Source organism: Pseudomonas sp. LLC-1 (assembly GCF_002992185.1).
Classification (GTDB): Bacteria; Pseudomonadota; Gammaproteobacteria; order Pseudomonadales; family Pseudomonadaceae; genus Aquipseudomonas; species Aquipseudomonas monteilii.
This window is the reverse complement of record NZ_LUVY01000008.1, coordinates 65317-87911: the sequence shown is the minus strand read 5'-3', so window position 1 is coordinate 87911 and position 22595 is coordinate 65317. Positions and strand designations below refer to the sequence as shown.

Below are 22595 nucleotides of genomic sequence, written 5' to 3'. Positions count from 1 at the left end.
TCTGGGCCAGCGCCCCTTCTTCGGCGGAGTTCAGGTGGTGCCGGAACGACGGGGCCTGGTTGTCTTTTTCACTGACGATGAGGCCGTCGCGCATTGGCCAGTCAATGGCCAGGTCAGGGTCATCCCAGTGAATACTGCCTTCGGCGTCCTTGTTGTACACATCCGTGGTTTTGTACAGAAAGTGCGTTTCGTCCTCCAGAGCAATAAAACCGTGCGCGAAACCTTCGGGAATCCACAGCATACGGTTGTTGCGCTCGGTCAACTCGACCCCTACCCACTGCCCGAATGTTGCCGAGCCTGGGCGGATATCGACAGCGACGTCATAGGCCGCACCGCGCACAACCCTGACCAGCTTGCCCTGCGCATGCGGTGCGCGCTGAAAATGCAGCCCGCGCAACACGCCACGATGGGACATCGAGTGGTTGTCCTGGACGAACGCACGGGGCTTGCTCAAGCCAAGCTCCAGCAGAGCGCCATGAAAGCGGGTTTCATTGAAGGTTTCCGTGAACCACCCGCGATCATCCTCGTACACGGCGGGTTCCACTATGACAACATCAGGAATGTTCGTTTGAACAAGCTTCATCGGTAAACCTTTGGCATGATTTTTTTGTGAGGGCCCGTCGCGCCGCCCCCTTTATTCCTGCAGTTTCACCGTTTACACGGCAAAAGTCTCTCGCTAAATGCGACCTGCGCGTTGCTATTCATTTTTGGGTCAGGCCCGGCGCCTTTGCAAATTCTGCATGGCATATTTCAGGGTTGCAATCAGGCAACCGAGGGCCAACCCAACAATTACACCCAAGGCAATGATCAAGTTCCGCTTGGGTTTAATCGGTACATCAGGCTGCTCTATGGTGCCGTCAAGCTGATAAACACTGACATGGCGCTGCGCCCCTACCATCCCTTGATAAAACTGCTGTTTGGTTTGCACTTCCCTGAGCTCGGGAATGAACGCATCTTCACTTTTACGCTGCTGCAAACTGGCAATTTCGGCGGCCAGCGCCTTGCTACCGCGCATGTAAGTCAGCTCGCCGTCCATTTTGCCAGACAGCGCCTTGGAAACTTCACCACTTATCAGCGGCGGGTTTTGCAGGCCAATGGCCGTTGCAATCTGCAACGCCTCCTGTAAACGGGTGATCTTGTCCTCACGTTGCTGCTGGCCGCTTTCACGCAGGTTGTCGAGTTCCAGTTGCAGTGCATTGGCACGTACCTGAGCCTCCCTGGTGGCATCGTGCAGGACTTCGGCCTTGGCGGCGGCGCCGGCCTTCTCGACATAAGCGGTTGCCCACTGGGACGCCACGGCAGGGTCACGCCCACGGAAGGCGACATAGGCGCGCGGAGGCTCACCCGCCAGTTGCACGACATCAAAAGAGCCATTGAACGCAGCATACAATGCCCCTTGCGCCCCTTGCCCCGCCACTGCGGAGGGCATGTAAACTTCTTTGAAAAACTGACGTCGCAGTGTTTCACCGTTCAGATGTTCAACGAAGATGTCAAAAACCTTACGCGACGTGAATGGCTCCAACCCAGTCTGCTTGGTGCGGCCATAGTTGAGATCGGCTATATCACTTGTCGCCGGTGCCGCCAAAAATATTTTGGCCTCATAAACGGGCTTGGCCAACAGCGCATAAGCCAGTGCAACTGCCGTGACGACTACCGTGACCAGAAAGATGAGTAGCTTTTGCCGCCACACCCCTTCCAGAAACTCCAACAGGTCAACTTCTTCACTATTGCAACTGCGGCGCTCAAGGTCATTGCGCATTTCTTGTGTTTTTCCTTGGGTCTGACTGCGTACACGGTTTCTGGCATACCAAAACATCACGAGCGACTGCATCGAACTCGGCAAGGCGCACGCCCTCATGAGGGTAGCGGCATTATGCCAACATCTTACACATCCAGCGCCAGGGTTAGTCGCAGTAGATAAACGCTGCCGGGATTAGTTCCCACCTTGCGTCGGCCAGCTCACCGTTGTCAGACCAAGGGTTCAGGGGACGAAGACCTCCAGACTTTCACCCGCCCGCTCTGCATGCTGCATCAAGGCCTTGTGCAAAGCAGCCTTTGCGCCCCTCTCACCATGCACCAACAGCACCCTGCCAGGCTGCACCTGACCACCCAGCGCAAACTGCACCAAACCTGCCTGATCAGCATGTGCGGAATACCCCGATAGCGTCATGACTTTCGCCCGCACGTCGTACATTCTTCCGTCCAGATCAATCTGCACGAACCCTTCCGCCCCCTCGCTAGCCTGAATCACCGCCCCCGGTGTGCCCTTGGCCTGATAGCCCACAAACATCACCTCGTGCCGTGGGTCCCCCAGCATGGCCTTGAGATAATTGACGATGCGCCCACCCGAGCACATGCCATTGCCGGCGATCACGATCGCCGGGCGCCCGGTGCTCTTGAGGTAGTTGACCACCTGCTGGTGGCGCGCATGGGTGTCTACATTGATCAGCTGGCTGAACCCCAGCGGGTCGCGTCCCTCGGCCAGGCGCGCCCTGGCTTCGGCATTCCAGTAGTCGTGCAAGTTCCGATACACGCTGGTGATGCGCTGAGCCAAAGGCGAGTCGAGGATAATGGGCAGTTGCGACCAGTCAATCGGGTCGCCATCGGGGCCCGGGCCGGCGCTACCCAGCAATGCCTTGCGATGAAGTATGCCTTCCAGCTCGTACAGCAGCTCCTGGGTGCGACCCAGGCTGAACGCCGGAATGAGGAGGGTGCCCTTGTCAGCCAAGGCACGATCGATGGCCTCTTCCAGCCGCTGCCTGCGGTCGCCGACATGCGGATGCAAGCGGTCACCATAGGTACTTTCCAGCACCAGCACGTCGGCGCGCTCTGGCGGCTGTAGCGGGCGCAACAAGGGATTGCCACACGCCCCCAGGTCACCAGAAAACACATAGCGGCTACTGGATTGCCCATGCTGCATGTCGCACTCGACATACGCCGAGCCCAGCAGATGGCCCGCGCGCTGCAAGCGAATGCGACAGCCAAGGCCTGGGCGCTCGACCAGCGTGTGCCACTGCTCGAACGGCAGGGGCACGATAAGGTCGCAGACGAATTCGAGGTACCGCGCCACCTGGGCAGGGTCACTGCTGACGCTCAGCTTGTAGGCGTCTTCCAGCACCAGCGGTAGCAGCTGTGCGGAAGGCTCACTGCAGAGGATGGGGCCGCGGTAACCGGCGGCCAGCAGCGCAGGGATACGACCAACGTGATCCAGATGCACATGCGTGATAATCAGGGCCTCGATGCCCTGCACGTCAAAGCCGAGCGGCGCAGCGTCTGCGCCTTGCGCTGCCTCGGCGCCCTGCTCCAGGCCGCAGTCGACCAGCAAACTGGTGAATGGGGCAAGATGCAGTTGGTGACAAGACCCGGTAACGCTGCGGGTACCACCGTGATGGGAAAGGCTGGGATAGTCCATGCTGCGCACACTCACCTGGGCCGAAAATGAAGTGCGCTATTACTCCACGACGACCAGTGCATGCATAGGTGACGCTTTCCTAAGCGAGCGTAGGAAATTTCCCTAGTTACCGCTCAGTGCCGCCTGCCGGGCAGACGCCCTGATCTTGCGCTTGCTGCGCTGCACGCCGTAGGCACCCAGCAATGGCCCGACTGCCAGGCCAATCACCAGCGCGGCCAGCACCAGCACGGCAACCGGCATTGCCGGGGCAGCCCAGCCGAACAGGACCAGCGACACGGTTTGCTGGTTTTCCAGCACGAAGAACAGCACCACGGCCGCCAACAGCAGCACGAATACCGCCGCCAGGGCGCGCTTGAGGTTACGCATCAGATTGCTCCTTGAGGGATCAGGTATGAACCTCATCATGCTCGTCTTCATTGACCCGATCGCGCAACTCTTTGCCGGGCTTGAAGTGCGGCACGAACTTGCCTTCGAGGCTGACCGACTGGCCGGTCTTCGGGTTACGGCCCACGCGCGGGGCACGATAGTGCAGCGAGAAGCTGCCAAAACCGCGGATCTCGATGCGATCGCCGGTAGCAAGGCATTGTGACATCTGCTCAAGCATGGTCTTGATGGCCAGCTCCACGTCCTTGGACGAGAGCAGCCCTTGATGGGTGACAATACGTTCGATCAGCTCCGACTTCGTCATATTTTTCCCTTCGTTATCAAGCAGCTAGATCATTGCTTAACCAGTTTGTAGCACGCCGGGAAGGTTTTGAACAGGGCGGTTCTTGACTTAATAAAAAAATTCAAGATTGAAGTTTTACAAGAATGGTCTAGCCAAAGGGGCCAACCAACACCGCCCAGCCAGGAGCAAGCCCCTTCATGCCAACTGCTGTCGAGCGCCTGCAGGTGAAAAACGCTTTCGCATTGCGAGCGCAGGCTTCTCCACCAACACCCACGACGCATACCCGGCAACCCAGGAAACGGGTACGGCAGCCAGCATCAACCAATAAGGCCCAGCCCACGGCATCGCCCCCGCCAGAAGCTGCTGGATCGGAAATGCATACAGGTAGATACCGTAGGAATAGTCCTGCACGACCGAAGGCAGCCTCAATTGCGGGCAGTAGGCGAAATAAAACGTGGCGTAAATGGTCAGGAGTGCGAACGTGAATACCTCAAAACGCCCACCTCTGCTCAGCAAGAACAAAGCGACGCAGGCAAACAACAGCCAACCTGCATGCGGAACAACCGCTCGGAACGAATAAAAGACCGACCCTGCCAGGAAACACACCACCAGCTTGAACGGGTACTCCGCAAAAGCCGGGTGCAGCGTATGCAACCCCAGCGCAACCAGCAGTGCCGCAAGCGCCAGCCCGCCTATTGGCCACCGGCAAAGCCTGGCCACAAGCACTAACGCGCCCAGCACCAGGTACATGCGCATCTCGAGCGGGATGGTCCACAAACTGCCATTGACCGAAACCCCTTGGAAACGCGGAGTAAAGGTCACCCCGGGCAGCACGAACTGGGCATCCTTGAAAATCAGCAACGGGCTATAGAAGTATTTAAAGACCTGACCTTGCGAGAAATACTCCACAAGCGTCAGCGAGGTAACGATAGGCCCCAGCACGAACGCCATCAGAAACAGGCACACCAGCAGGCCAGGCACGATCCTGAGTGCACGTGCCAGGTAAAACTCCTTGGCACTATTTCTTTCACCACTGGCAGCGATCAAGAACCCGCTGACCATGAAAAACACTTCCACACCCAAGCTGTGAACGGGCACCGGCAATCCCAGCTGCATCCCCGGGTCAGCACAACTCAGGCACTCCAGATACGAGAGCGCGAAGGAGTGCCCAACCACCACCGCGGTTGCCGCCAGCAACCTGATGATCAGGAAATTATTGTCACGCCCGCGACCTTTTATTACGTCGCCAAACATCAACATACCCAACCCACCCTCGACCAACCCGTTTCAGACACAAAAAAAGGGCGACCCGAGGGTCGCCCTTTTTTACCGATCAAACAGAACTCAGTTCTGCTTGGCCATTGCTTCGCGCAGCAGCGCAGCCATGGTGGTGTCGGCAGCCGCTTCCGGAGCGTTTTTCAGGCTCTGGATGGCTTCGCGCTCTTCAGCGTCGTCTTTCGATTTGATCGACAGGCTGATAACGCGGGACTTGCGGTCAACGCTGATGATCTTGGCTTCGATCTCTTCGCCTTCCTTCAGAACGTTACGCGCGTCTTCAACGCGGTCACGGCTGATTTCGGAAGCTTTCAGAGTGGCTTCGATGTCGTCGGCCAGGGTGACGATGGCGCCTTTGGCGTCAACTTCTTTCACGATGCCCTTGACGATAGCGCCCTTGTCATTGACAGCAACGAAGTTGGAGAACGGATCGTCTTCCAGCTGCTTGATGCCCAGGGAGATGCGCTCGCGCTCTGGGTCGACCGACAGGATGACGGTTTCCAGCTCGTCGCCCTTCTTGAAACGACGTACGGCTTCTTCGCCGGTTTCGTTCCAGGAGATGTCGGACAGGTGAACCAGGCCGTCGATGCCGCCGTCCAGACCGATGAAGATACCGAAGTCGGTGATCGACTTGATGGTACCGGTGATCTTGTCACCCTTGTTGAACTGGCCGGAGAAGTCTTCCCATGGGTTGGACTTGCACTGCTTGATGCCCAGGGAGATACGACGACGCTCTTCGTCGATGTCCAGAACCATGACTTCCACTTCGTCGCCAACCTGAACGACTTTCGACGGGTGGATGTTCTTGTTGGTCCAGTCCATTTCGGAAACGTGTACCAGACCTTCAACGCCTTCTTCCAGCTCAGCGAAGCAGCCGTAGTCGGTCAGGTTGGTAACGCGAGCCTGTACGCGAGTACCTTCTGGGTAACGGGCAGTGATAGCTACCCACGGATCTTCGCCCATTTGCTTCAGACCCAGCGAAACGCGGTTGCGCTCGCGGTCGAACTTCAGAACGCGTACGTCGACTTCGTCGCCAACGTTAACGATTTCCGATGGGTGCTTGATGCGCTTCCAGGCCATGTCGGTGATGTGCAGCAGGCCGTCGATACCGCCCAGGTCCACGAATGCGCCGTAGTCGGTGAGGTTCTTGACGATACCTTTGACTTGCTGGCCTTCCTGCAGGGTTTCCAGCAGGGCTTCGCGCTCGGCGGAGTTCTCGGCTTCCAGCACGCTGCGACGGGAAACGACAACGTTGTTGCGCTTCTGGTCCAGCTTGATGACCTTGAATTCCAGCTCTTTGCCTTCCAGGTGGGTGGTGTCGCGCACTGGGCGGACATCAACCAGGGAGCCCGGCAGGAACGCACGGATGCCGTTAACGTCGACAGTGAAGCCGCCCTTAACCTTACCGTTGATAACGCCCTTGACCACTTCTTCGGCGGCGAAAGCTGCTTCCAGAACAATCCAGCACTCGGCGCGCTTGGCTTTTTCACGGGACAGTTTGGTTTCGCCAAAGCCGTCTTCGACCGCGTCCAGCGCAACGTGCACTTCGTCACCGACCTTGATGGTCAGCTCGCCAGCTTCGTTGTAGAACTGCTCGAGCGGGATGACGCCCTCGGACTTCAGGCCAGCGTGTACGGTAACCCAGTCGCCGTCGATGTCGACAACGATACCGGTGATGATCGCACCCGGCTGAAGATTGAGGGTTTTCAGGCTTTCTTCAAAGAGTTCTGCAAAGCTTTCGCTCATTTTAATTCCTGTAAATTCGGGCGAAACAAACGCCCCTCGCCACATTCCAGACAATGTGGGTCTGTTTTAAGTAAAGGAAAGCCAGCAGGACGTTGACTGGTGCCCCTGCCTGCTCTCCTGGCTATCAGAGGAGGTCGCGCTGGGCGATCTCGCTCCTGATACGTTGCAACACCTGCTCGATGGACAACTCGGTAGAGTCCAACTGAATGGCATCGACCGCTGGTTTCAGCGGGGCCACTGCACGTTGGGTGTCGCGCTCATCACGCGCACGAATCTCATCCAGCAGACTCGACAGACTAACATCTTCACCCTTGCCCTTCAACTGCAGGTAGCGACGACGTGCACGCTCCTCCGCGCTGGCGGTAAGGAAGACCTTCAACGGCGCGTCGGGGAACACCACGGTGCCCATGTCGCGACCGTCGGCGATCAGGCCCGGCGCCTCGCGGAACTCACGCTGACGCACCAGCAGTGCATCACGCACCGCCGGCAGCGAAGCCACCATCGACGCACCCGCACCTACCGTTTCGGTACGGATGACGTTACTGACGTCTTCACCCTCAAGGATGATCTGTTGCAGCTTACCGGGCTCGGCGGCGATGAACTGCACATCCAGATGGGCGGCAAGCTTGGTCAGCAGCTCTTCGTTGGTGAGGTCGACGCCGTGATTACTGGCATTGAACGCCAGCAAGCGGTACAGCGCACCCGAATCCAGCAGCTTCCAGCCCAGCTCGCGAGCCAGCAGGCCGGCGACCGTGCCCTTGCCCGAGCCACTAGGCCCGTCGATGGTGATAACCGGTGCCAGCGAATTCACGACTTGCCCTCTTCCGCCACGCGGATACCCACTTCGGCACACAGCGCCAGGAAGTTGGGGAACGAGGTGGCGACGTTGGCGCAGTCATGGATGCGGATGGGCGCGCTGGCGCGCAGCGAGGCCACGCTGAAAGCCATGGCAATGCGGTGGTCACCGTGGCCATGCACTTCGCCACCGCCCAACTGGCCACCGTCGATGATGATGCCGTCCGGGGTCGGTTCACACTTGATGCCCAGGGTGATCAGGCCGTCAGCCATCACCTGGATACGGTCAGATTCCTTCACCCGCAGCTCTTCGGCGCCACGCAGCACGGTACGCCCTTCGGCGCAGGCGGCGGCCACGAACAGCACCGGGAACTCGTCGATGGCCAGCGGCACCAGTTCTTCCGGGATATCAATGCCCTTGAGTCTGGCGCCACGCACACGCAGATCAGCCACCGGCTCGCCGCCGACTTCACGCTGGTTTTCCAGGGTAATGTCGCCGCCCATCAGGCGCAGGATGTCGATCACGCCGGTACGGGTCGGGTTGATGCCTACGTGCTCCAGCACCAGCTCGGAGCCCTCAGCGATCGAAGCTGCCACCAGGAAGAACGCTGCCGAGGAAATGTCGGCCGGCACTTCGATGCGGGTAGCGGTGAGTTTGCCACCGGACTGCAGCGAGGCAACCGGGCCGTTCGACTCGACCGCATAGCCAAAGCCGCGCAGCATGCGCTCGGTGTGGTCACGGGTTGGCGCAGGTTCGGTGACGGTGGTCTTGCCTTCGGCGTACAGGCCGGCCAGCAACAGGCACGATTTGACCTGGGCGCTGGCCATCGGCAGCGTGTAGGTCAATGCCTTGAGCTTGCTGCCGCCGCGAATGGTCAGCGGTGGGCGGCCTTCCGGACCTGTCTCGACCACGGCGCCCATTTCGCGCAGCGGGTTGGCCACACGGTTCATCGGGCGCTTGGACAGCGAAGCATCGCCTGTCATGGTGACGTCGAACGGCTGGCCGGCCAGCAGGCCCGACAGCAGGCGCATCGAAGTGCCGGAGTTACCTACATACAGTGGCCCGGGTGGTGGCTTGAGGCCGTGCAGGCCAACGCCGTGAATGGTCACGCGACCGTGGTTGGGGCCCTCGATGACCACACCCATGTCACGGAATGCCTGCAGGGTCGCCAGCGCGTCTTCACCTTCGAGGAAGCCTTCGACTTCGGTGGTGCCTTCGGCCAGCGAGCCGAGCATGATCGAGCGATGGGAAATCGACTTGTCGCCCGGTACGCGAATACGCCCGTTCAGGCGGCCACCCGGTTGGGCCAGGAAAATCAGATCGTTGGCGTTCATAGCGTCCACATAGGCCCGGCGGGCCAGGATTTTACTGAAATGCTCGCGGGCAACCCGTGCGCGGGTGAATACACCCAGCAGCTGGTGCCCGTCCCCTTCAGCGATCGCGTCGCGCAAGGCGTCAAGATCGCTGCGATATGTATCTAGCGTGCGCAGGACAGCGTCGCGGTTGGCGAGGAAGATGTCGTGCCACATGGTCGGGTCGCTGCCAGCGATTCTTGTGAAATCGCGGAAACCTCCCGCAGCGTACCGGAAGATCTCGAGGTTTTCATTGCGTTTGGCCAACGAGTCGACCAGGCCAAAGGCCAGCAAGTGCGGCAAGTGACTGGTGGCTGCCAGCACTTCATCATGGCGCTCGACCGACATGTGCTCCACATCGGCATCCAGCGCACGCCACAGGCGATCCACCAGGGCCAACGCGGCCGGGTCGGTTTCGGCCAGCGGCGTGAGGATGACCTTGTGGCGGCGGAACAGGGCAGCGTTGGAGGCCTCTACCCCGCTCTGCTCGGAACCGGCGATGGGGTGGCCGGGGACGAAGCGCGGCAGACGCTCACCGAAGACGGCACGCGCTTCACGGACGACGTTGCCCTTGGCGCTACCGACGTCGGTGATGATCGCGTCACCCAGGTCGAGCTGGGCCAGGCGGGCCAGGACTTTTTCCATGGCCAGGATCGGTACGGCCAGCTGGATGACATCGGCCCCCACGCAGGCGGCAGCGAGGTCTTCTTCGCAGCGGTCGACCACGCCCAGGGCCACGGCCTGCTTGCGCGAGGGGGCGTCCAGGTCGACACCGACCACTTCGCGGCACAGGCCGCTTTCACGCAGGCCCTTGGCGAAAGAGCCGCCGATCAGGCCGAGACCGACCACGACCAGGCGGTTGATGATGGGTGCGGGTTTGGTTTTTGCTGCATTTACCACTGGTGCGAACCCTGTTCTGAAATCTGGACAGTCCGTGAGACCGCTGGGGCTGCTTTGCAGCCCATCGCAGGCAAGCCAGCTCCTACAGGGACCGCGCAAACCTGGAGACTTGCGCTGTACTTGTGGGAGCTGGCTTGCCGGCGATGGGCCGTGCAGCGGCCCCGGCAACCTTGAATCAAAGCACCGCCTTCGGATAAGAGCCCAGCACCTTCAGCGCCACAGCCTCCTGGCTGATCTGCTCCAGCACCGCCTTGATCAGCGGGTCGCGGTGGTGGCCAACGAAGTCGATGAAGAACACGTAGGTCCACTTGCCGCTGCGCGACGGGCGGGTCTCGATGCGGGTCAGGTCGATGCCGTTCTGGTGGAACGGCACCAGCAGCTCGTGCAAGGCACCGGGCTTGTTGCTCATCGAAACGATGATCGAAGTCTTGTCGTCGCCGGTCGGCGGCACTTCCTGGTTGCCGATCATCAGGAAGCGCGTGGAGTTGTCCGGGCGGTCTTCGATCTTCTCGGCCAGGCGAGTCAGACCATACAGGTTGGCCGCCATATCACCGGCGATCGCAGCCGAATTCCACTCACCCTTGACGCGCTTGGCGGCCTCGGCATTGCTCGATACAGCCACGCGCTCCACGTTCGGGTAGTGCGCGTCCAGCCACTTGCGGCACTGCGCCAGCGACTGAGCGTGGGAGTAGATACGGGTGATGCTGTCGGTCTTGGTATTTTCACCCACCAGCAGGTGGTGGTGAATACGCAGCTCGACTTCGCCGCAAATCACCATGTCGTGCTCAAGGAAGCTGTCCAGGGTATGGCTGACAGCGCCTTCGGTGGAGTTTTCCACCGGCACCACACCAAAGTTGACAGCACCGGCCGCCACTTCACGGAACACTTCGTCGATGGCCGCCATCGGGCGACTGATCACCGCGTGACCAAAGTGCTTCATGGCCGCCGCCTGGGTGAAAGTACCCTCAGGGCCGAGGTAAGCGATTTTCAGCGGCTCTTCCAGGGCCAGGCACGAGGACATGATTTCGCGGAACAGCCGCGCCATCTCTTCGTTGCCCAGCGGGCCTTTGTTGCGCTCCATCACGCGCTTGAGCACCGCCGCCTCACGCTCAGGGCGGTAGAACACCGGCTTCTCGCCTTCTTTCAGCGAGGCGGTCTTGACCCGGGCCACTTCTTCGGCGCAACGGGCGCGGTCGCTGATCAGCTCGAGGATTTTCTCGTCGAGGCTGTCGATGCGTACGCGCAGCGCTTTGAGCTCCTGTTCGGACATCAGCCGTGCTCCTTCTCGAATTCAGCCATGTAGCCCACCAGCGCTTCCACTGCTTCCAGGCCCAGGGCGTTGTAGATGGAAGCGCGCATGCCGCCCACCGAACGGTGGCCCTTGAGGTTGAGCAGGCCACGGGCATCGGCACCGGCGAGGAAGGCCTTGTCCAGGCGCTCGTCAGCCAGGCGGAACGGCACGTTCATCCACGAACGGGCGTTGTGGCTGATCGGGTTGGTGTAGAAGTCGCTGTTGTCGATGAAGCCGTACAGCCGCTCTTTCTTGGCGCGGTTGCGCTGTTCCATGGCGTCGACGCCACCCTGCTCTTTCAGCCACTCGAAGACCAGGCCCGAGAGGTACCAGGAGTAGGTGGCCGGGGTGTTGTACATCGAACCGTTGTCGGCCGAGACCTTGTAGTCGAGCATGGTCGGGCAGCTGCTGCGGGCGTGGCCCAGCAGGTCTTCGCGCACGATGACCACTACCAGGCCGCTTGGGCCGATGTTTTTCTGCGCACCGGCGTAGATCAGGCCGTACTGCGACACGTCGATGGGGCGCGAGAGGATGTCAGACGACATGTCGACCACCAGCGGGACGTCACCGGTTTCTGGCACCCAGTCAAACTGCAGGCCACCGATGGTCTCGTTGGATGCATAGTGCACGTAGGCGGCGTTTTTGGTCAGGTTCCACTCGTTCTGGCCCGGGATCGCCAGGTAGTCGTAAGGCTTGGCGCTGGCGGCGACGTTGACATTGCCAAAGCGGCGCGCTTCTTCGATGGCTTTTTTCGACCAGATGCCGGTTTCGATGTAGTCGGCAGTGCCGTTTTCCGGCAACAGATTCAGCGGGATTTCAGCGAACTGCTGGCTGGCACCGCCCTGCAGGAACAGCACCTTGTAGTTGGAGGGGACGGACAGCAGGTCACGCAGGTCCTGCTCGGCCTTTTCGGCGATGGCCACGTAGTCGTCGCTGCGATGGCTCATTTCCATCACCGACAAGCCCTTGCCGTTCCAGTCCAGCATTTCGGCCTGGGCGCGCTGCAGGACAGCGTCAGGAAGCGCGGCAGGGCCTGCGCAGAAGTTAAAGGCTCGTTTGCTCACATCCACTCTCGCTCTAATAGATCTAAACAGCTAGTTCTGCGGGAACCCTGTGGGAGCGGGCTTGCCCGCGAACACCGGCGAAGCCGGTGCCATACACCGCGGCGCCTCATTCGCGGGCAAGCCCGCTCCCACAGGGCCAGGCAATGCCCGGCCTATTCAGTCAAACGGGGCGACCTTGGTCGCCCCGCTCGGGTTTACGCTTGCTTACTCCTGCGGGGCCTCTTCGGCGCCAGCAGCTTCTTCGTTGTCTGGCGCCTCGGCCTCGACACCCTCTTCGTCCGTCTCGATCACATCGTCGAGGTCGTCCTCGGAAGGCTCCTGGATACGCTCCAGGCCCACCAGCGTCTCGTCGGTAGCCAGCTTGATCAAGGTCACGCCCTGGGTGTTACGGCCCAGGCTGGACACTTCACCCACCCGTGTACGCACCAGCGTACCCTGGTCGGAGATCAGCATGATCTCTTCGCCTTCCTGCACCTGGATGGCGCCGATCAGCAGACCGTTGCGCCCCTTGGTACCCATGGCGATCACACCTTGGCCACCGCGACCGCGACGCGGGAACTTGGACAGCGGGGTGCGTTTGCCGAAACCACGCTCGGACGCAGTCAGGATCTGCGCACCCGATTCCGGGATCAGCATGGAAATGATCTGCTGCCCCTTGCCCAGCTTCATGCCACGTACGCCACGGGCGTTACGGCCCATTTCGCGCACCACGCTTTCAGCGAAGCGGATCACCTTGCCGGCGTCGGAGAACATCATGACTTCCTTGGCGCCGTCAGTAATGGCGGCAGCGATCAGGGTGTCACCTTCTTTCAGCTTGAGGGCAATCAGGCCGTTGGAGCGCGGACGGGCGAACTGCACCAGCGGGGTCTTCTTCACGGTACCCGAAGCGGTGGCCATGAAGATGTAGGCGCCAGTCGGCTCGGCCACCCACTCAGGGGTATCGCCGTCTTCTTCGTCGACTTCCTCGGCCTCGACCACTTCGCCTTCGAGCACGGCGTCTTCCGCCTCGTCCAGCTCTTCTTCGGCGCCGGCGCTCTGCTGCAAGGCTTCGAGGTCGATCTGCAGCATGGCGGTGATGCGCTCACCCTCCTCCAGCGGCAGCAGGTTGACCAGCGGGCGACCACGGGCAGCGCGGGACGCTTCAGGGATGTCGTAGGTTTTCAGCCAGTACACCTTGCCCTTGCTGGAGAACAGCAACAAGGTAGCGTGGCTGTTGGCGACCAGCAGGTGCTCGATGTAGTCCTCGTCCTTCACCCCGGTGGCCGACTTGCCTTTGCCGCCACGGCGCTGGGCCTGGTAGGCGGACAGCGGCTGGGTCTTGGCGTAGCCGCCGTGGGAGATGGTGACCACACGCTCTTCTTCCGGGATCATGTCGCCGTAGTTGAGGTCGTGGCGCGCATCAAGAATTTCGGTACGTCGGGCATCGCCGTATTCGGCGCGGATGGCTTCCAGCTCTTCGCGGATCACTTCCATCAGGCGCTCGGCGCTGCTGAGGATGCGGATCAGCTCGCCGATCTGCTCGAGGATTTCCTGGTACTCGGCCAGCAGCTTCTCGTGCTCCAGGCCGGTCAGGCGGTGCAGGCGCAGGTCGAGAATGGCCTGGGCCTGCTCCGGCGACAGGAAGTACTTGCCGTCATGCAGGCCGTATTGCTCTGGCAGGTCTTCAGGGCGGCAGGAATCGGCGCCGGCGCGCTCGACCATGACCTGCACGGCACTGGATTCCCACGGCGTGGAAACCAGGGCTTCCTTGGCTTCGGACGGCGTCGGCGAGGCCTTGATCAGGGCGATGACCGGGTCGATGTTGGACAGCGCAACCGCCTGGCCTTCAAGGATGTGGCCACGTTCGCGGGCCTTGCGCAGCTCGAACACGGTGCGGCGGGTCACCACTTCACGGCGGTGACGGACGAACGCTTCGAGCAGGTCCTTGAGGTTGAGCAGGCGCGGACGGCCATCGACCAGGGCCACCACGTTGATACCGAACACACTCTGCAGCTGGGTTTGCTGATAGAGGTTGTTGAGCACCACCTCCGGCACCTCGCCGCGACGCAGCTCGATGACGATGCGCATGCCGTCCTTGTCGGACTCGTCGCGCAGCTCGGTGATGCCTTCGATCTTCTTCTCTTTTACCAGCTCGGCGATCTTTTCGATCAGGCGCGCCTTGTTCAGCTGGTACGGCAACTCGGTCACGACGATCTGCTGGCGGCCGCCGGCCTTGTCGATGTCTTCGATTTCGGAGCGGGCACGCATGTAGATGCGGCCACGGCCGGTACGATAGGCCTCGATGATGCCCTGGCGACCGTTGATGATGCCGGCAGTCGGGAAGTCCGGGCCCGGGATGTGCTGCATCAGCTCATCGATGGTGACTTCCGGGTTGTCGATCAGCGCCAGGCAGCCGTCGATGACTTCACCGAGGTTGTGCGGCGGGATGTTGGTCGCCATGCCCACGGCGATACCGCTGGAACCGTTGACCAGCAGGTTGGGAATACGGGTTGGCATGACCGCCGGGATCTGCTCGGTGCCGTCGTAGTTGGGCACCCAGTCGACGGTTTCCTTGTGCAGGTCGGCCAGCAGCTCGTGGGCCAGCTTGGTCATGCGCACTTCGGTGTATCGCATGGCTGCGGCGTTGTCGCCGTCCACCGAACCGAAGTTGCCCTGGCCGTCGACCAGCAGGTAGCGCAGCGAGAACGGCTGGGCCATACGCACGATGGTGTCGTAGACCGCAGTGTCGCCGTGCGGGTGGTACTTACCGATCACGTCACCGACCACACGGGCGGATTTCTTGTACGGCTTGTTCCAGTCGTTGCCCAGTTCGCTCATCGCATAGAGAACGCGACGATGCACGGGCTTCAAGCCGTCACGCGCATCGGGCAGCGCTCGCCCGACAATCACGCTCATCGCGTAGTCGAGGTAAGACTGTCTCAGTTCGTCTTCGATATTGACCGGGAGGATTTCTTTGGCCAGTTCGCCCATGAGAAGCCTGATTCCTTTTTCTGGTGAAACTTCGCAGCTCCATCAAGGGCCGAACGAAGCTCGCCGCCGCAGCGCATAAGGGTGCGACGACTTACGACAAATCAATGAGTTGTGCCATGGATCTGCGCAATGAAGGCCGCCGTGATGGGCGGTCTTGGAAACTGCCGGATGTTATCACAAAGGCGGGGGCGGTGGGGAGATCTGTACGGCGGTGCACGGTCATTGTGGGAGCGGCCTTGTGTCGCGAAAGGGCTGCGCAGCAGCCCCGGCAATTTTTGCGTCTTCGCCAAGATCCCGGGGCCGCTTTGCGGCCCAATCGCGACACAAGGCCGCTCCCACAAGGTACGCGTTTTTCAGGCTATCAATGCAACCGCTTGCGGCACATCAACTGCGCCAGTTTGGCGGCATCCGGGCGTTCGACAATGCCTCGCTCGGTCACGATCACGTCGATCAGGTCGGCCGGAGTCACGTCGAACACCGGGTTGAACACCTCGACATCCGGCGCCACCCGGGTACCCGCTATGTCCAGCAATTCGTCGGCGTCGCGCTCTTCCAGCGGAATATCCTCGCCAGTGGCCAGGTTCAGGTCGATGCTGGTGCTCGGCGCCACCACCATGAAGCGCACACCGTGGTGCATGGCGCTGACCGCCATCTGGTAGGTGCCGATCTTGCTGGCCACGTCGCCATTGGCAGCGATGCAGTCCGCGCCCACCACCACCCAGGTGATGCCTTTGGTCTTCATCAGGTGGGCGAGCGCCGAGTCGGCGCACAGGGTGACCGGGATGCCCTCGTTGGCCAGTTCCCAGGCGGTCAGGCGCGAGCCTTGCAGCCAGGGGCGGGTTTCGCCGGCATACACCCGCTCGACCATGCCTTCGAGGTAGCCGGCGCGGATCACCCCCAACGCGGTACCAAAGCCGCCGCTGGCCAGCGCACCGGCATTGCCGTAGGTGAGCAGGGTCTGGGCATTGCCCTGGTGACGACGAATCAGTTCGATGCCTTGCTGAGCCATGGTCAGGTTGGCTTCACGGTCGCTTTCATGGATGGCCACGGCTTCGGCCTCCAGCGCTGCCAGCACGTCTTCATCCGGGCGCAGGCGCTGCAGGCGCTCGCGCATGCGGTTCAGCGCCCAGAACAGGTTGGCTGCGGTGGGACGCGCCTCGGCGAGGCAGAGGAAGTCCTCTTCAAGGTCCATTTCCCAATCGCCACCTTCGGCCAGCCGCTCCTCAAGGGCCAGCACCAGGCCGTAAGCGGCGGCAATACCAATGGCCGAGGCGCCGCGCACCGCCATGTCACGGATCGCCGCCGCCACCTGCGCGACATTGTCGCAGGCCAGCCAGCGTTCATCCGAGGGCAGCAGGCGCTGGTCGAGCAGGTGCAGGACGCCGCCCTGCCAGCGGATCCCGGTCACCTGCTCCGCCGCCAAAAGTCGCTCGCGCATCGCCTCTCCCCGTCGTTCGGATATCAAAAGCCGGCGATTATAGCGACCCTCGGGGCCGAGCGCTCGGGTATACTCCGGCGCAATTTTGCGAAGTTTCAGAGGACTGTTCAATGAGCAACGTCGACCGCGCCGAAATCGCCAAGTTCGAAGCGCTGGCCCACCGCTGGTGGGACCGCGAAAGCGAGTTCAAGCCGCTGCACGAAATCAACCCGTTGCGCGTCAACTGGATCGACGAACGCGCCAGCCTGGCCGGCAAGAAGGTGCTGGACGTCGGCTGCGGCGGCGGTATCCTCAGCGAAGCCATGGCCCTGCGCGGCGCCACGGTGACCGGTATCGACATGGGCGAAGCCCCCTTGGCCGTGGCCCAACTGCACCAGCTGGAGTCCGGCGTGCAGGTGGAATACCGGCAGATCACCGCCGAAGCCCTGGCCGAAGAGATGCCTGAACAGTTCGACGTGGTCACCTGCCTGGAAATGCTCGAGCACGTGCCCGACCCGTCCTCGGTCATTCGTGCGTGCTACCGCATGGTCAAGCCCGGCGGCCAGGTGTTCTTCTCCACCATCAACCGCAACCCCAAGGCTTACCTGCTGGCCATCGTCGGCGCCGAGTACATCCTGAAGATGCTGCCGCGCGGCACCCATGACTTCAAGAAGTTCATCCGCCCATCCGAACTGGGCGCCTGGAGCCGCGCTGCCGGCCTTGAAGTCAAAGACATCATCGGCCTGACCTACAACCCGCTGACCAAGCACTACAAGCTCAACAGCGACGTCGACGTCAACTACATGATCCAGACCCTGCGCGAGGAATGAGCATGCGTTTGCGAGCAGTACTCTTCGACATGGACGGCACCTTGCTGGACACGGCGCCAGACTTCATCGCCATCTGCCAGGCCATGCTCGCCGAGCGCGGCCTGCCGGCCGTTGACGACAACCTGATCCGTGGCGTGATCTCGGGCGGTGCCCGCGCCATGGTAGCCGCCACGTTTGCCATGGACCCGGAAGCCGAAGGCTTCGAGGCCCTGCGCCTGGAGTTCCTGGAGCGCTACCAGCGCGACTGCGCGGTGCACAGCAAGCTGTTCGACGGCATGGCCGAGTTGCTGGCCGACATCGAGAAAGGCAACCTGGTGTGGGGCGTGGTCACCAACAAGCCGGTGCGTTTCGCCGAGCCGATCATGCAGCAGCTGGGCCTGGCCGAGCGTTCGGCATTGCTGATCTGCCCGGACCATGTGAAAAACAGCAAGCCCGACCCCGAGCCGCTGATCCTGGCCTGCAAAACCCTGGACCTGGACCCGGCCAGCGTGCTGTTCGTCGGCGACGACCTGCGCGACATCGAGTCTGGCCGCGATGCCGGCACCCGCACGGCGGCGGTGCGTTACGGCTATATTCATCCAGAGGACAACCCTAACAACTGGGGTGCCGACGTGGTGGTGGACCACCCGCTGGAACTGCGCAAAGTGATCGACAGCGCGCTGTGCGGCTGCTGAACCCCGCCAACGAACACGAAGGACCTACCATGTTCGACTACACCGCCCGCCCCGACCTGCTGCAAGGCCGGGTCATCCTGGTTACCGGTGCCGGCCGCGGCATCGGTGCCGCTGCCGCCAAGGCCTACGCCGCGCTGGGCGCCACCGTGCTGCTGCTGGGCAAGACCGAGGCCAACCTGAACGAGGTCTACGACCAGATCGAAGCCGCCGGGCATCCGCAACCGGTGGTCATCCCGTTCAACCTGGAAACCGCCCTGCCCCACCAGTACGACGAACTGGCGGTGATGATCGAGGATCAGTTCGGCCGCCTGGACGGCCTGCTGAACAATGCCTCGATCATTGGCCCGCGCACGCCGCTGGAGCAGTTGTCGGGCGACAACTTCATGCGCGTGATGCACATCAACGTCGATGCCACCTTCATGCTCACCAGCACCCTGCTGCCGCTATTGAAACTGTCGCAAGACGCCTCGGTGGTGTTCACCAGCAGCAGCGTCGGGCGTAAAGGCCGTGCCTACTGGGGCGCTTATGGCGTTTCGAAGTTTGCCACCGAGGGCCTGATGCAGACCCTGGCCGACGAGCTGGAAGGCGTGGCGCCGGTGCGCTCCAACAGCATCAACCCGGGCGCCACGCGCACGGCGATGCGCGCCCAGGCCTACCCCAGCGAGAACCCGCAGAACAACCCGCTGCCCGAAGAGATCATGCCGGTGTACCTGTACCTGATGGGGCCGGACAGCACCGGAGTAAATGGGCAGGCGTTCAACGCCCAGTAGGTTTTTAGCCTGACCCGGCCCTATCGCCGGCAAGCCAGCTTCCACAGGATTACCACAGGCTCAGGCACTGCGGGGTCTCTGTGGGAGCTGGCTTGCCGGCGATAGGGCCGGTACAGGAGAGCAGATCAGCCCGCTGCCAACGCCGGGCGCAGGCGGCCCTGCTGGCGCCCTTCCAGCTGCATGCACCGCTCCAAAAACAGGAACATGCAGTCGTAACTCTTGCAAATCGCCCTGCGCAGCTCGGTGCGCAGCCCCAGCGTCGGGTTCTCGCCCGCCAGCGTACAGATGATCTCCAGCGCCTCCCACGGGTGCGCGTCGTCATACTGGGCATGCATCTTCAGCCACTTCATCGCCCGCTTGCGCTGGTCCTCCGGGAAACCCAGTGCATAAGTGTCGGTCGAGCACACCACCGCCGACCACTCCCCGGTAGCCCCCTCGATGGCGTAGTTGGTCGCTGCCATGGAAATGGCCAGGTTCTCGGTAGCACACACACGCCAGCACCAGTCGTTCAAGCCGTTCAGCTCGGGCGGCACTTCCTGGGCCTGCAACTCATGCAGGTGTACGCCATGCGCCTGACACCAGTTCACCCAGTAGTCGGCGTGGTTCAGCTCAACCCGGATATTGCGCATCAACCAGCGCCGCGCCATGTCTTCGCCCTGGTGCCGCCCATAACGGGTCTTGGTCAGGTTGTGGGCCATGTACAGCGAAAACTGCTCCACCACCGGCCAGCCACCGATCAGGTACTGGCGAATGGTCGACTGCTTGAGCTGGCCATCGCGCAGGCGCGCATAGAACTCATGCTCGACCACCCGGCGCTTGCTTTCGCGACAGTCTTCAATCAGTTGCTGGGCCCACTGGGGGTAGCTGGCGGGGTCCATCAAAGGCCCGATACGAACGAATGCATCAATCACTTTCAGCTCCTTGATCCTTGTGATTTCTAGCTAGCGAAACGTGCCAGGTGCGCGCTGCAACAGAGGCCGGGCGGCGATCCGTTGGCGCTGCAGACTGTCACAGGTGAACACCTGCGGGCGTTCGATCAGGTAACCCTGGGCGTAATCCACGCCTATTTCCTGTAGGGCCTGCTCGATCAAGGGTGTTTCGACGAACTCGGCGATGGTGCGTTTCCCCATGACATGGCCGATATGGTTGATGACCTCGACCATGGCCCGGTTGACCGGGTCGTCGAGCATGTCCTTGACGAAACTGCCGTCAATTTTCAGGAAATCCACGGGCAAATGCTTGAGGTAGGCGAACGAAGACATGCCAGCGCAAAAATCATCGAGCGAGAAGCGGCAGCCCAGCCCCTTCAACTCGTTGATGAAGCGGATGGCGCTACCCAGGTTGGCAATGGCGCTGGTTTCGGTGATTTCGAAACAGATCATCCGCGGCGGGATGGCGTATTCGACAAACAGCCGCTGCAGGTACTCGAGAAACTTGTCATCGCCGATGCTCGACCCTGACAGGTTGATCGCGCAGATCGACAGCGGCCCTTCACGCCCTTCGTCCAGGCATTGGCGGATGACCTGGAACACATTGCGCACCACCCAGCGGTCCAGCGCGGTCATCAGGCCATAGCGCTCGGCTGCCGGAATGAAGCTGCTGGGCAGAATGGTACGGCCACTTTCGTCGTGCAGGCGCAGCAGGATTTCGATATGGCCCGGGCCTTCGAACGTTTTCAGCGGGGCAATTTCCTGGGCGTACAGGCAGAAGCGGTTTTCTTCCAGGGCCACATGCAAACGCTGGATCCAGGCCATTTCACCAAAGCGCATGGACAGCTCGCTGTCATCGGCGTGGTACACCTGCACGCGGTTGCGCCCCTTTTCCTTGGCCATGTAGCAGGCCATGTCGGCAGCGCGCAGCGAGGTTTCGAGGGTACCGGGGGCCTGGGCCATGTGCACCAGGCCAACACTGACCGTGGTGACGAACGGCCGCCCCTTCCACACGAAATGCAGGCTCTGCACCATCTGGCGTAACTGTTCGGCAATGCGCTCGGCCTGGTCGGGCGGGCAGTTTTCCAGCAGCACGCCAAATTCGTCACCCCCCAGCCGCGCCAGGGTATCGCCTTCACGCAGGCCGGATTGCAGCACGGCGCAGATGTGCCGCAGCAGCTCGTCACCGGCGGCGTGGCCGCAGGTGTCGTTCACCAGCTTGAACTGGTCGAGGTCAAGGAACATCAGCGAATGCCGCCCAGCCTGGCGCGCCAGGCCATTGAGCGCCTGCTCCAGGCGATACTCGAACTCGCGGCGGTTGGCCAGGCCGGTCAGGGCATCGTGAGTGGCCTGCCAGGACAGGTTGGCGATGTACTGGCGTTCCTGGGTCATGTCATGCAGTACCAGTACGATGCCGCTGACCTGGCCATCGCTGACGATGGGCGAACCTACCAGATTGATCGACACGGTACTGCCATCCAGGCGCTGAATCAGCCGGGCGTGCTCCGCGCCGCCTTTGAGGCTACCGCTAAGCACCTGCTCGACCAGGCTGCTGCCATCTTCTTCAGCCTGCTCATCCACCAGGCTGAACAGCGCTGACAACGGCAGGCCCTGGGCTTGACCAGACTGCCAGTGGGTCAGTTGCTCGGCGGCCGGGTTCATGTAGCCGATGCTGCCCTCCACATCGGTGGTGATCACCGCATCACCAATGGCCTGAAGGGTGATCTGTGCCCGCTCCTTTTCCTCCTGCAGCGCACTGGCGAAGGCTTGGCGCTGGGCCAGCAGCTTGCTGGAGCGGCGCCAGGCGATGGTAATCAGGAACATGGCCGTCAGCAGGTTGGTGATCAGCAACACCCGCAACAGCATCCGCGAGCCTTCACCCAGCGCATCACTGAACGCCTTGGCGGCGGGTGTGACACCCTCGTTGATGGTGACGATACGGGCTTTCCAGGCACTCACTGCCTGGGCGTCTACAGAGCCAGTGGCAAAGCTCTGGCGCATCTCGCCAGCCAGCACATCGAGCTTGGCCAGGTAATCGTCGCCGATGTCCCAGTAGTCGATGGCTGTCTGCATATAGCTGATGTTGCGGAAATTGCGGTAGAACCAGATGATCCGCTCGACATCGTCGGGGTGGTTGCCGCCCTGCAGCACCGCCCGGCGAGCGGCATCCAGATCAGGGTTGGGCTGGTCGAGCACCTCGCGCAACTGGTGGTCACCCTGCGGCACGGTAATGGCTTGGCGATAGCGCTGATAGGTGCTGTCGTCGCGGGTTTCGGCGTACAGGTTAAGGTAGTAGATGGCGTCTTTCTGCGCCTTGGACCACAGGCTTTCGCCCGCGACATAGGCGCGCACGGCCGACAGCGTATAAAGGCTGAGGCTGCCCAGCGCCACCTGGAAGACCACAACGGCGATGAAGGGCCAGGTGATGCCGAGCAACTTAGGCGCTTCTAGAGTGCGATGTCCCTTCATGGATTCCCTGTCACAGAGCAGATAAGGCGCAAA

General features: G+C 61.6%; 17 protein-coding genes and 1 pseudogene. 3 read left to right on the top strand and 15 right to left on the bottom strand.

The window, feature by feature from the left end; genetic code table 11:
* Positions 1 to 43: 43 nt before the first annotated feature.
* The 13 genes and pseudogenes from rfbC to mtnA form a co-directional block, all read right to left on the bottom strand.
* Positions 44 to 583: pseudogene (gene rfbC / locus A0O30_RS27945) on the bottom strand (dTDP-4-dehydrorhamnose 3,5-epimerase); the annotation flags it as partial.
* Positions 584 to 712: 129 nt separating this feature from the next.
* The gene (locus A0O30_RS06880) at positions 713 to 1759 is read right to left on the bottom strand and encodes a Wzz/FepE/Etk N-terminal domain-containing protein (protein ID WP_105945984.1); all 1047 of its coding nucleotides are present in this window, start codon (positions 1757 to 1759) and stop codon (positions 713 to 715) included.
* 222 nt (positions 1760 to 1981) lie between these two features.
* The gene (locus tag A0O30_RS06875; RefSeq protein ID WP_105945983.1) at positions 1982 to 3412 is read right to left on the bottom strand and encodes an MBL fold metallo-hydrolase RNA specificity domain-containing protein; all 1431 of its coding nucleotides are present in this window, start codon (positions 3410 to 3412) and stop codon (positions 1982 to 1984) included.
* Between the two features lie 102 nt (positions 3413 to 3514).
* Positions 3515 to 3778: a lipopolysaccharide assembly protein LapA domain-containing protein gene (locus A0O30_RS06870; RefSeq protein ID WP_016715026.1), complete on the bottom strand. Its 264-nt coding sequence runs from the start codon at positions 3776 to 3778 to the stop codon at positions 3515 to 3517.
* Positions 3779 to 3797: 19 nt separating this feature from the next.
* Positions 3798 to 4100, bottom strand: a complete 303-nt coding sequence (gene ihfB, locus A0O30_RS06865) for an integration host factor subunit beta (RefSeq protein ID WP_016715025.1) — start codon at positions 4098 to 4100, stop codon at positions 3798 to 3800.
* Between the two features lie 174 nt (positions 4101 to 4274).
* Positions 4275 to 5339 carry an acyltransferase gene (locus A0O30_RS06860; protein WP_105945982.1) on the bottom strand — a complete coding sequence of 355 codons (1065 nt, stop codon included), beginning with the start codon at positions 5337 to 5339 and terminating at the stop codon, positions 4275 to 4277.
* An 84-nt stretch (positions 5340 to 5423) separates the two neighbouring features.
* On the bottom strand, positions 5424 to 7100 hold the full coding sequence (gene rpsA, locus A0O30_RS06855) for a 30S ribosomal protein S1 (protein ID WP_003252673.1): 1677 nt from the start codon (positions 7098 to 7100) through the stop codon (positions 5424 to 5426).
* Positions 7101 to 7224: 124 nt separating this feature from the next.
* Positions 7225 to 7911, bottom strand: a complete 687-nt coding sequence (gene cmk / locus A0O30_RS06850) for a (d)CMP kinase (protein ID WP_016715023.1) — start codon at positions 7909 to 7911, stop codon at positions 7225 to 7227.
* Positions 7908 to 10115, bottom strand: a complete 2208-nt coding sequence (locus A0O30_RS06845; protein WP_256589632.1) for a bifunctional prephenate dehydrogenase/3-phosphoshikimate 1-carboxyvinyltransferase — start codon at positions 10113 to 10115, stop codon at positions 7908 to 7910. The genes cmk and A0O30_RS06845 overlap by 4 nt, the downstream gene beginning before the upstream one ends.
* A gap of 208 nt (positions 10116 to 10323) precedes the next feature.
* Positions 10324 to 11418, bottom strand: coding sequence for a prephenate dehydratase (gene pheA, locus A0O30_RS06835; protein ID WP_016715021.1), 1095 nt, complete (start codon positions 11416 to 11418; stop codon positions 10324 to 10326).
* Entirely contained in the window at positions 11418 to 12503 is a 1086-nt protein-coding gene (serC, locus tag A0O30_RS06830; RefSeq protein WP_026020335.1) for a 3-phosphoserine/phosphohydroxythreonine transaminase, read from the bottom strand. The genes pheA and serC overlap by 1 nt, the downstream gene beginning before the upstream one ends.
* Before the next feature lie 204 nt (positions 12504 to 12707).
* Entirely contained in the window at positions 12708 to 15473 is a 2766-nt protein-coding gene (gene gyrA / locus A0O30_RS06820; RefSeq protein WP_105945979.1) for a DNA gyrase subunit A, read from the bottom strand.
* A gap of 361 nt (positions 15474 to 15834) precedes the next feature.
* Entirely contained in the window at positions 15835 to 16911 is a 1077-nt protein-coding gene (gene mtnA / locus A0O30_RS06815) for an S-methyl-5-thioribose-1-phosphate isomerase (RefSeq protein ID WP_105945978.1), read from the bottom strand.
* Positions 16912 to 17021: 110 nt separating this feature from the next.
* Here mtnA and ubiG point away from each other — a divergent pair, with 110 nt between their 5' ends.
* The 3 genes from ubiG to A0O30_RS06800 are packed head-to-tail and all read left to right on the top strand — an operon-like array spanning position 17022 to position 19164.
* Positions 17022 to 17720, top strand: a complete 699-nt coding sequence (gene ubiG, locus A0O30_RS06810) for a bifunctional 2-polyprenyl-6-hydroxyphenol methylase/3-demethylubiquinol 3-O-methyltransferase UbiG (protein ID WP_016715017.1) — start codon at positions 17022 to 17024, stop codon at positions 17718 to 17720.
* Positions 17721 to 17722: 2 nt separating this feature from the next.
* Positions 17723 to 18394: an N-acetylmuramic acid 6-phosphate phosphatase MupP gene (gene mupP / locus A0O30_RS06805; RefSeq protein WP_016715016.1), complete on the top strand. Its 672-nt coding sequence runs from the start codon at positions 17723 to 17725 to the stop codon at positions 18392 to 18394.
* A gap of 29 nt (positions 18395 to 18423) precedes the next feature.
* Positions 18424 to 19164 (top strand): YciK family oxidoreductase, encoded by a 741-nt coding sequence (locus A0O30_RS06800; protein ID WP_020371284.1) that lies wholly within the window; start codon positions 18424 to 18426, stop codon positions 19162 to 19164.
* A 125-nt stretch (positions 19165 to 19289) separates the two neighbouring features.
* On the opposite strand, the gene A0O30_RS06795 is transcribed toward A0O30_RS06800, so the two are convergent.
* A complete protein-coding gene (locus A0O30_RS06795) occupies positions 19290 to 20075 on the bottom strand; it encodes a TenA family transcriptional regulator (protein WP_016715014.1) in 786 nt (261 codons plus the stop codon).
* Positions 20076 to 20105: 30 nt separating this feature from the next.
* A complete protein-coding gene (locus tag A0O30_RS06790; protein ID WP_105945977.1) occupies positions 20106 to 22562 on the bottom strand; it encodes an EAL domain-containing protein in 2457 nt (818 codons plus the stop codon).
* Positions 22563 to 22595: the final 33 nt, after the last annotated feature.

What these genes read in the sequence shown, in the direction of transcription:
- A0O30_RS06880 (WP_105945984.1), bottom strand. Translation starts at nt 1,759, where the DNA reads ATGCGCAATGACCTTGAGCGCCGCAGTTGCAATAGTGAAGAAGTTGAC.
- A0O30_RS06875 (WP_105945983.1), bottom strand. Translation starts at nt 3,412, where the DNA reads ATGGACTATCCCAGCCTTTCCCATCACGGTGGTACCCGCAGCGTTACC.
- A0O30_RS06870 (WP_016715026.1), bottom strand. Translation starts at nt 3,778, where the DNA reads ATGCGTAACCTCAAGCGCGCCCTGGCGGCGGTATTCGTGCTGCTGTTG.
- ihfB (WP_016715025.1), bottom strand. Translation starts at nt 4,100, where the DNA reads ATGACGAAGTCGGAGCTGATCGAACGTATTGTCACCCATCAAGGGCTG.
- A0O30_RS06860 (WP_105945982.1), bottom strand. Translation starts at nt 5,339, where the DNA reads ATGTTGATGTTTGGCGACGTAATAAAAGGTCGCGGGCGTGACAATAAT.
- rpsA (WP_003252673.1), bottom strand. Translation starts at nt 7,100, where the DNA reads ATGAGCGAAAGCTTTGCAGAACTCTTTGAAGAAAGCCTGAAAACCCTC.
- pheA (WP_016715021.1), bottom strand. Translation starts at nt 11,418, where the DNA reads ATGTCCGAACAGGAGCTCAAAGCGCTGCGCGTACGCATCGACAGCCTC.
- gyrA (WP_105945979.1), bottom strand. Translation starts at nt 15,473, where the DNA reads ATGGGCGAACTGGCCAAAGAAATCCTCCCGGTCAATATCGAAGACGAA.
- mtnA (WP_105945978.1), bottom strand. Translation starts at nt 16,911, where the DNA reads ATGCGCGAGCGACTTTTGGCGGCGGAGCAGGTGACCGGGATCCGCTGG.
- ubiG (WP_016715017.1), top strand. Translation starts at nt 17,022, where the DNA reads ATGAGCAACGTCGACCGCGCCGAAATCGCCAAGTTCGAAGCGCTGGCC.
- mupP (WP_016715016.1), top strand. Translation starts at nt 17,723, where the DNA reads ATGCGTTTGCGAGCAGTACTCTTCGACATGGACGGCACCTTGCTGGAC.
- A0O30_RS06800 (WP_020371284.1), top strand. Translation starts at nt 18,424, where the DNA reads ATGTTCGACTACACCGCCCGCCCCGACCTGCTGCAAGGCCGGGTCATC.
- A0O30_RS06790 (WP_105945977.1), bottom strand. Translation starts at nt 22,562, where the DNA reads ATGAAGGGACATCGCACTCTAGAAGCGCCTAAGTTGCTCGGCATCACC.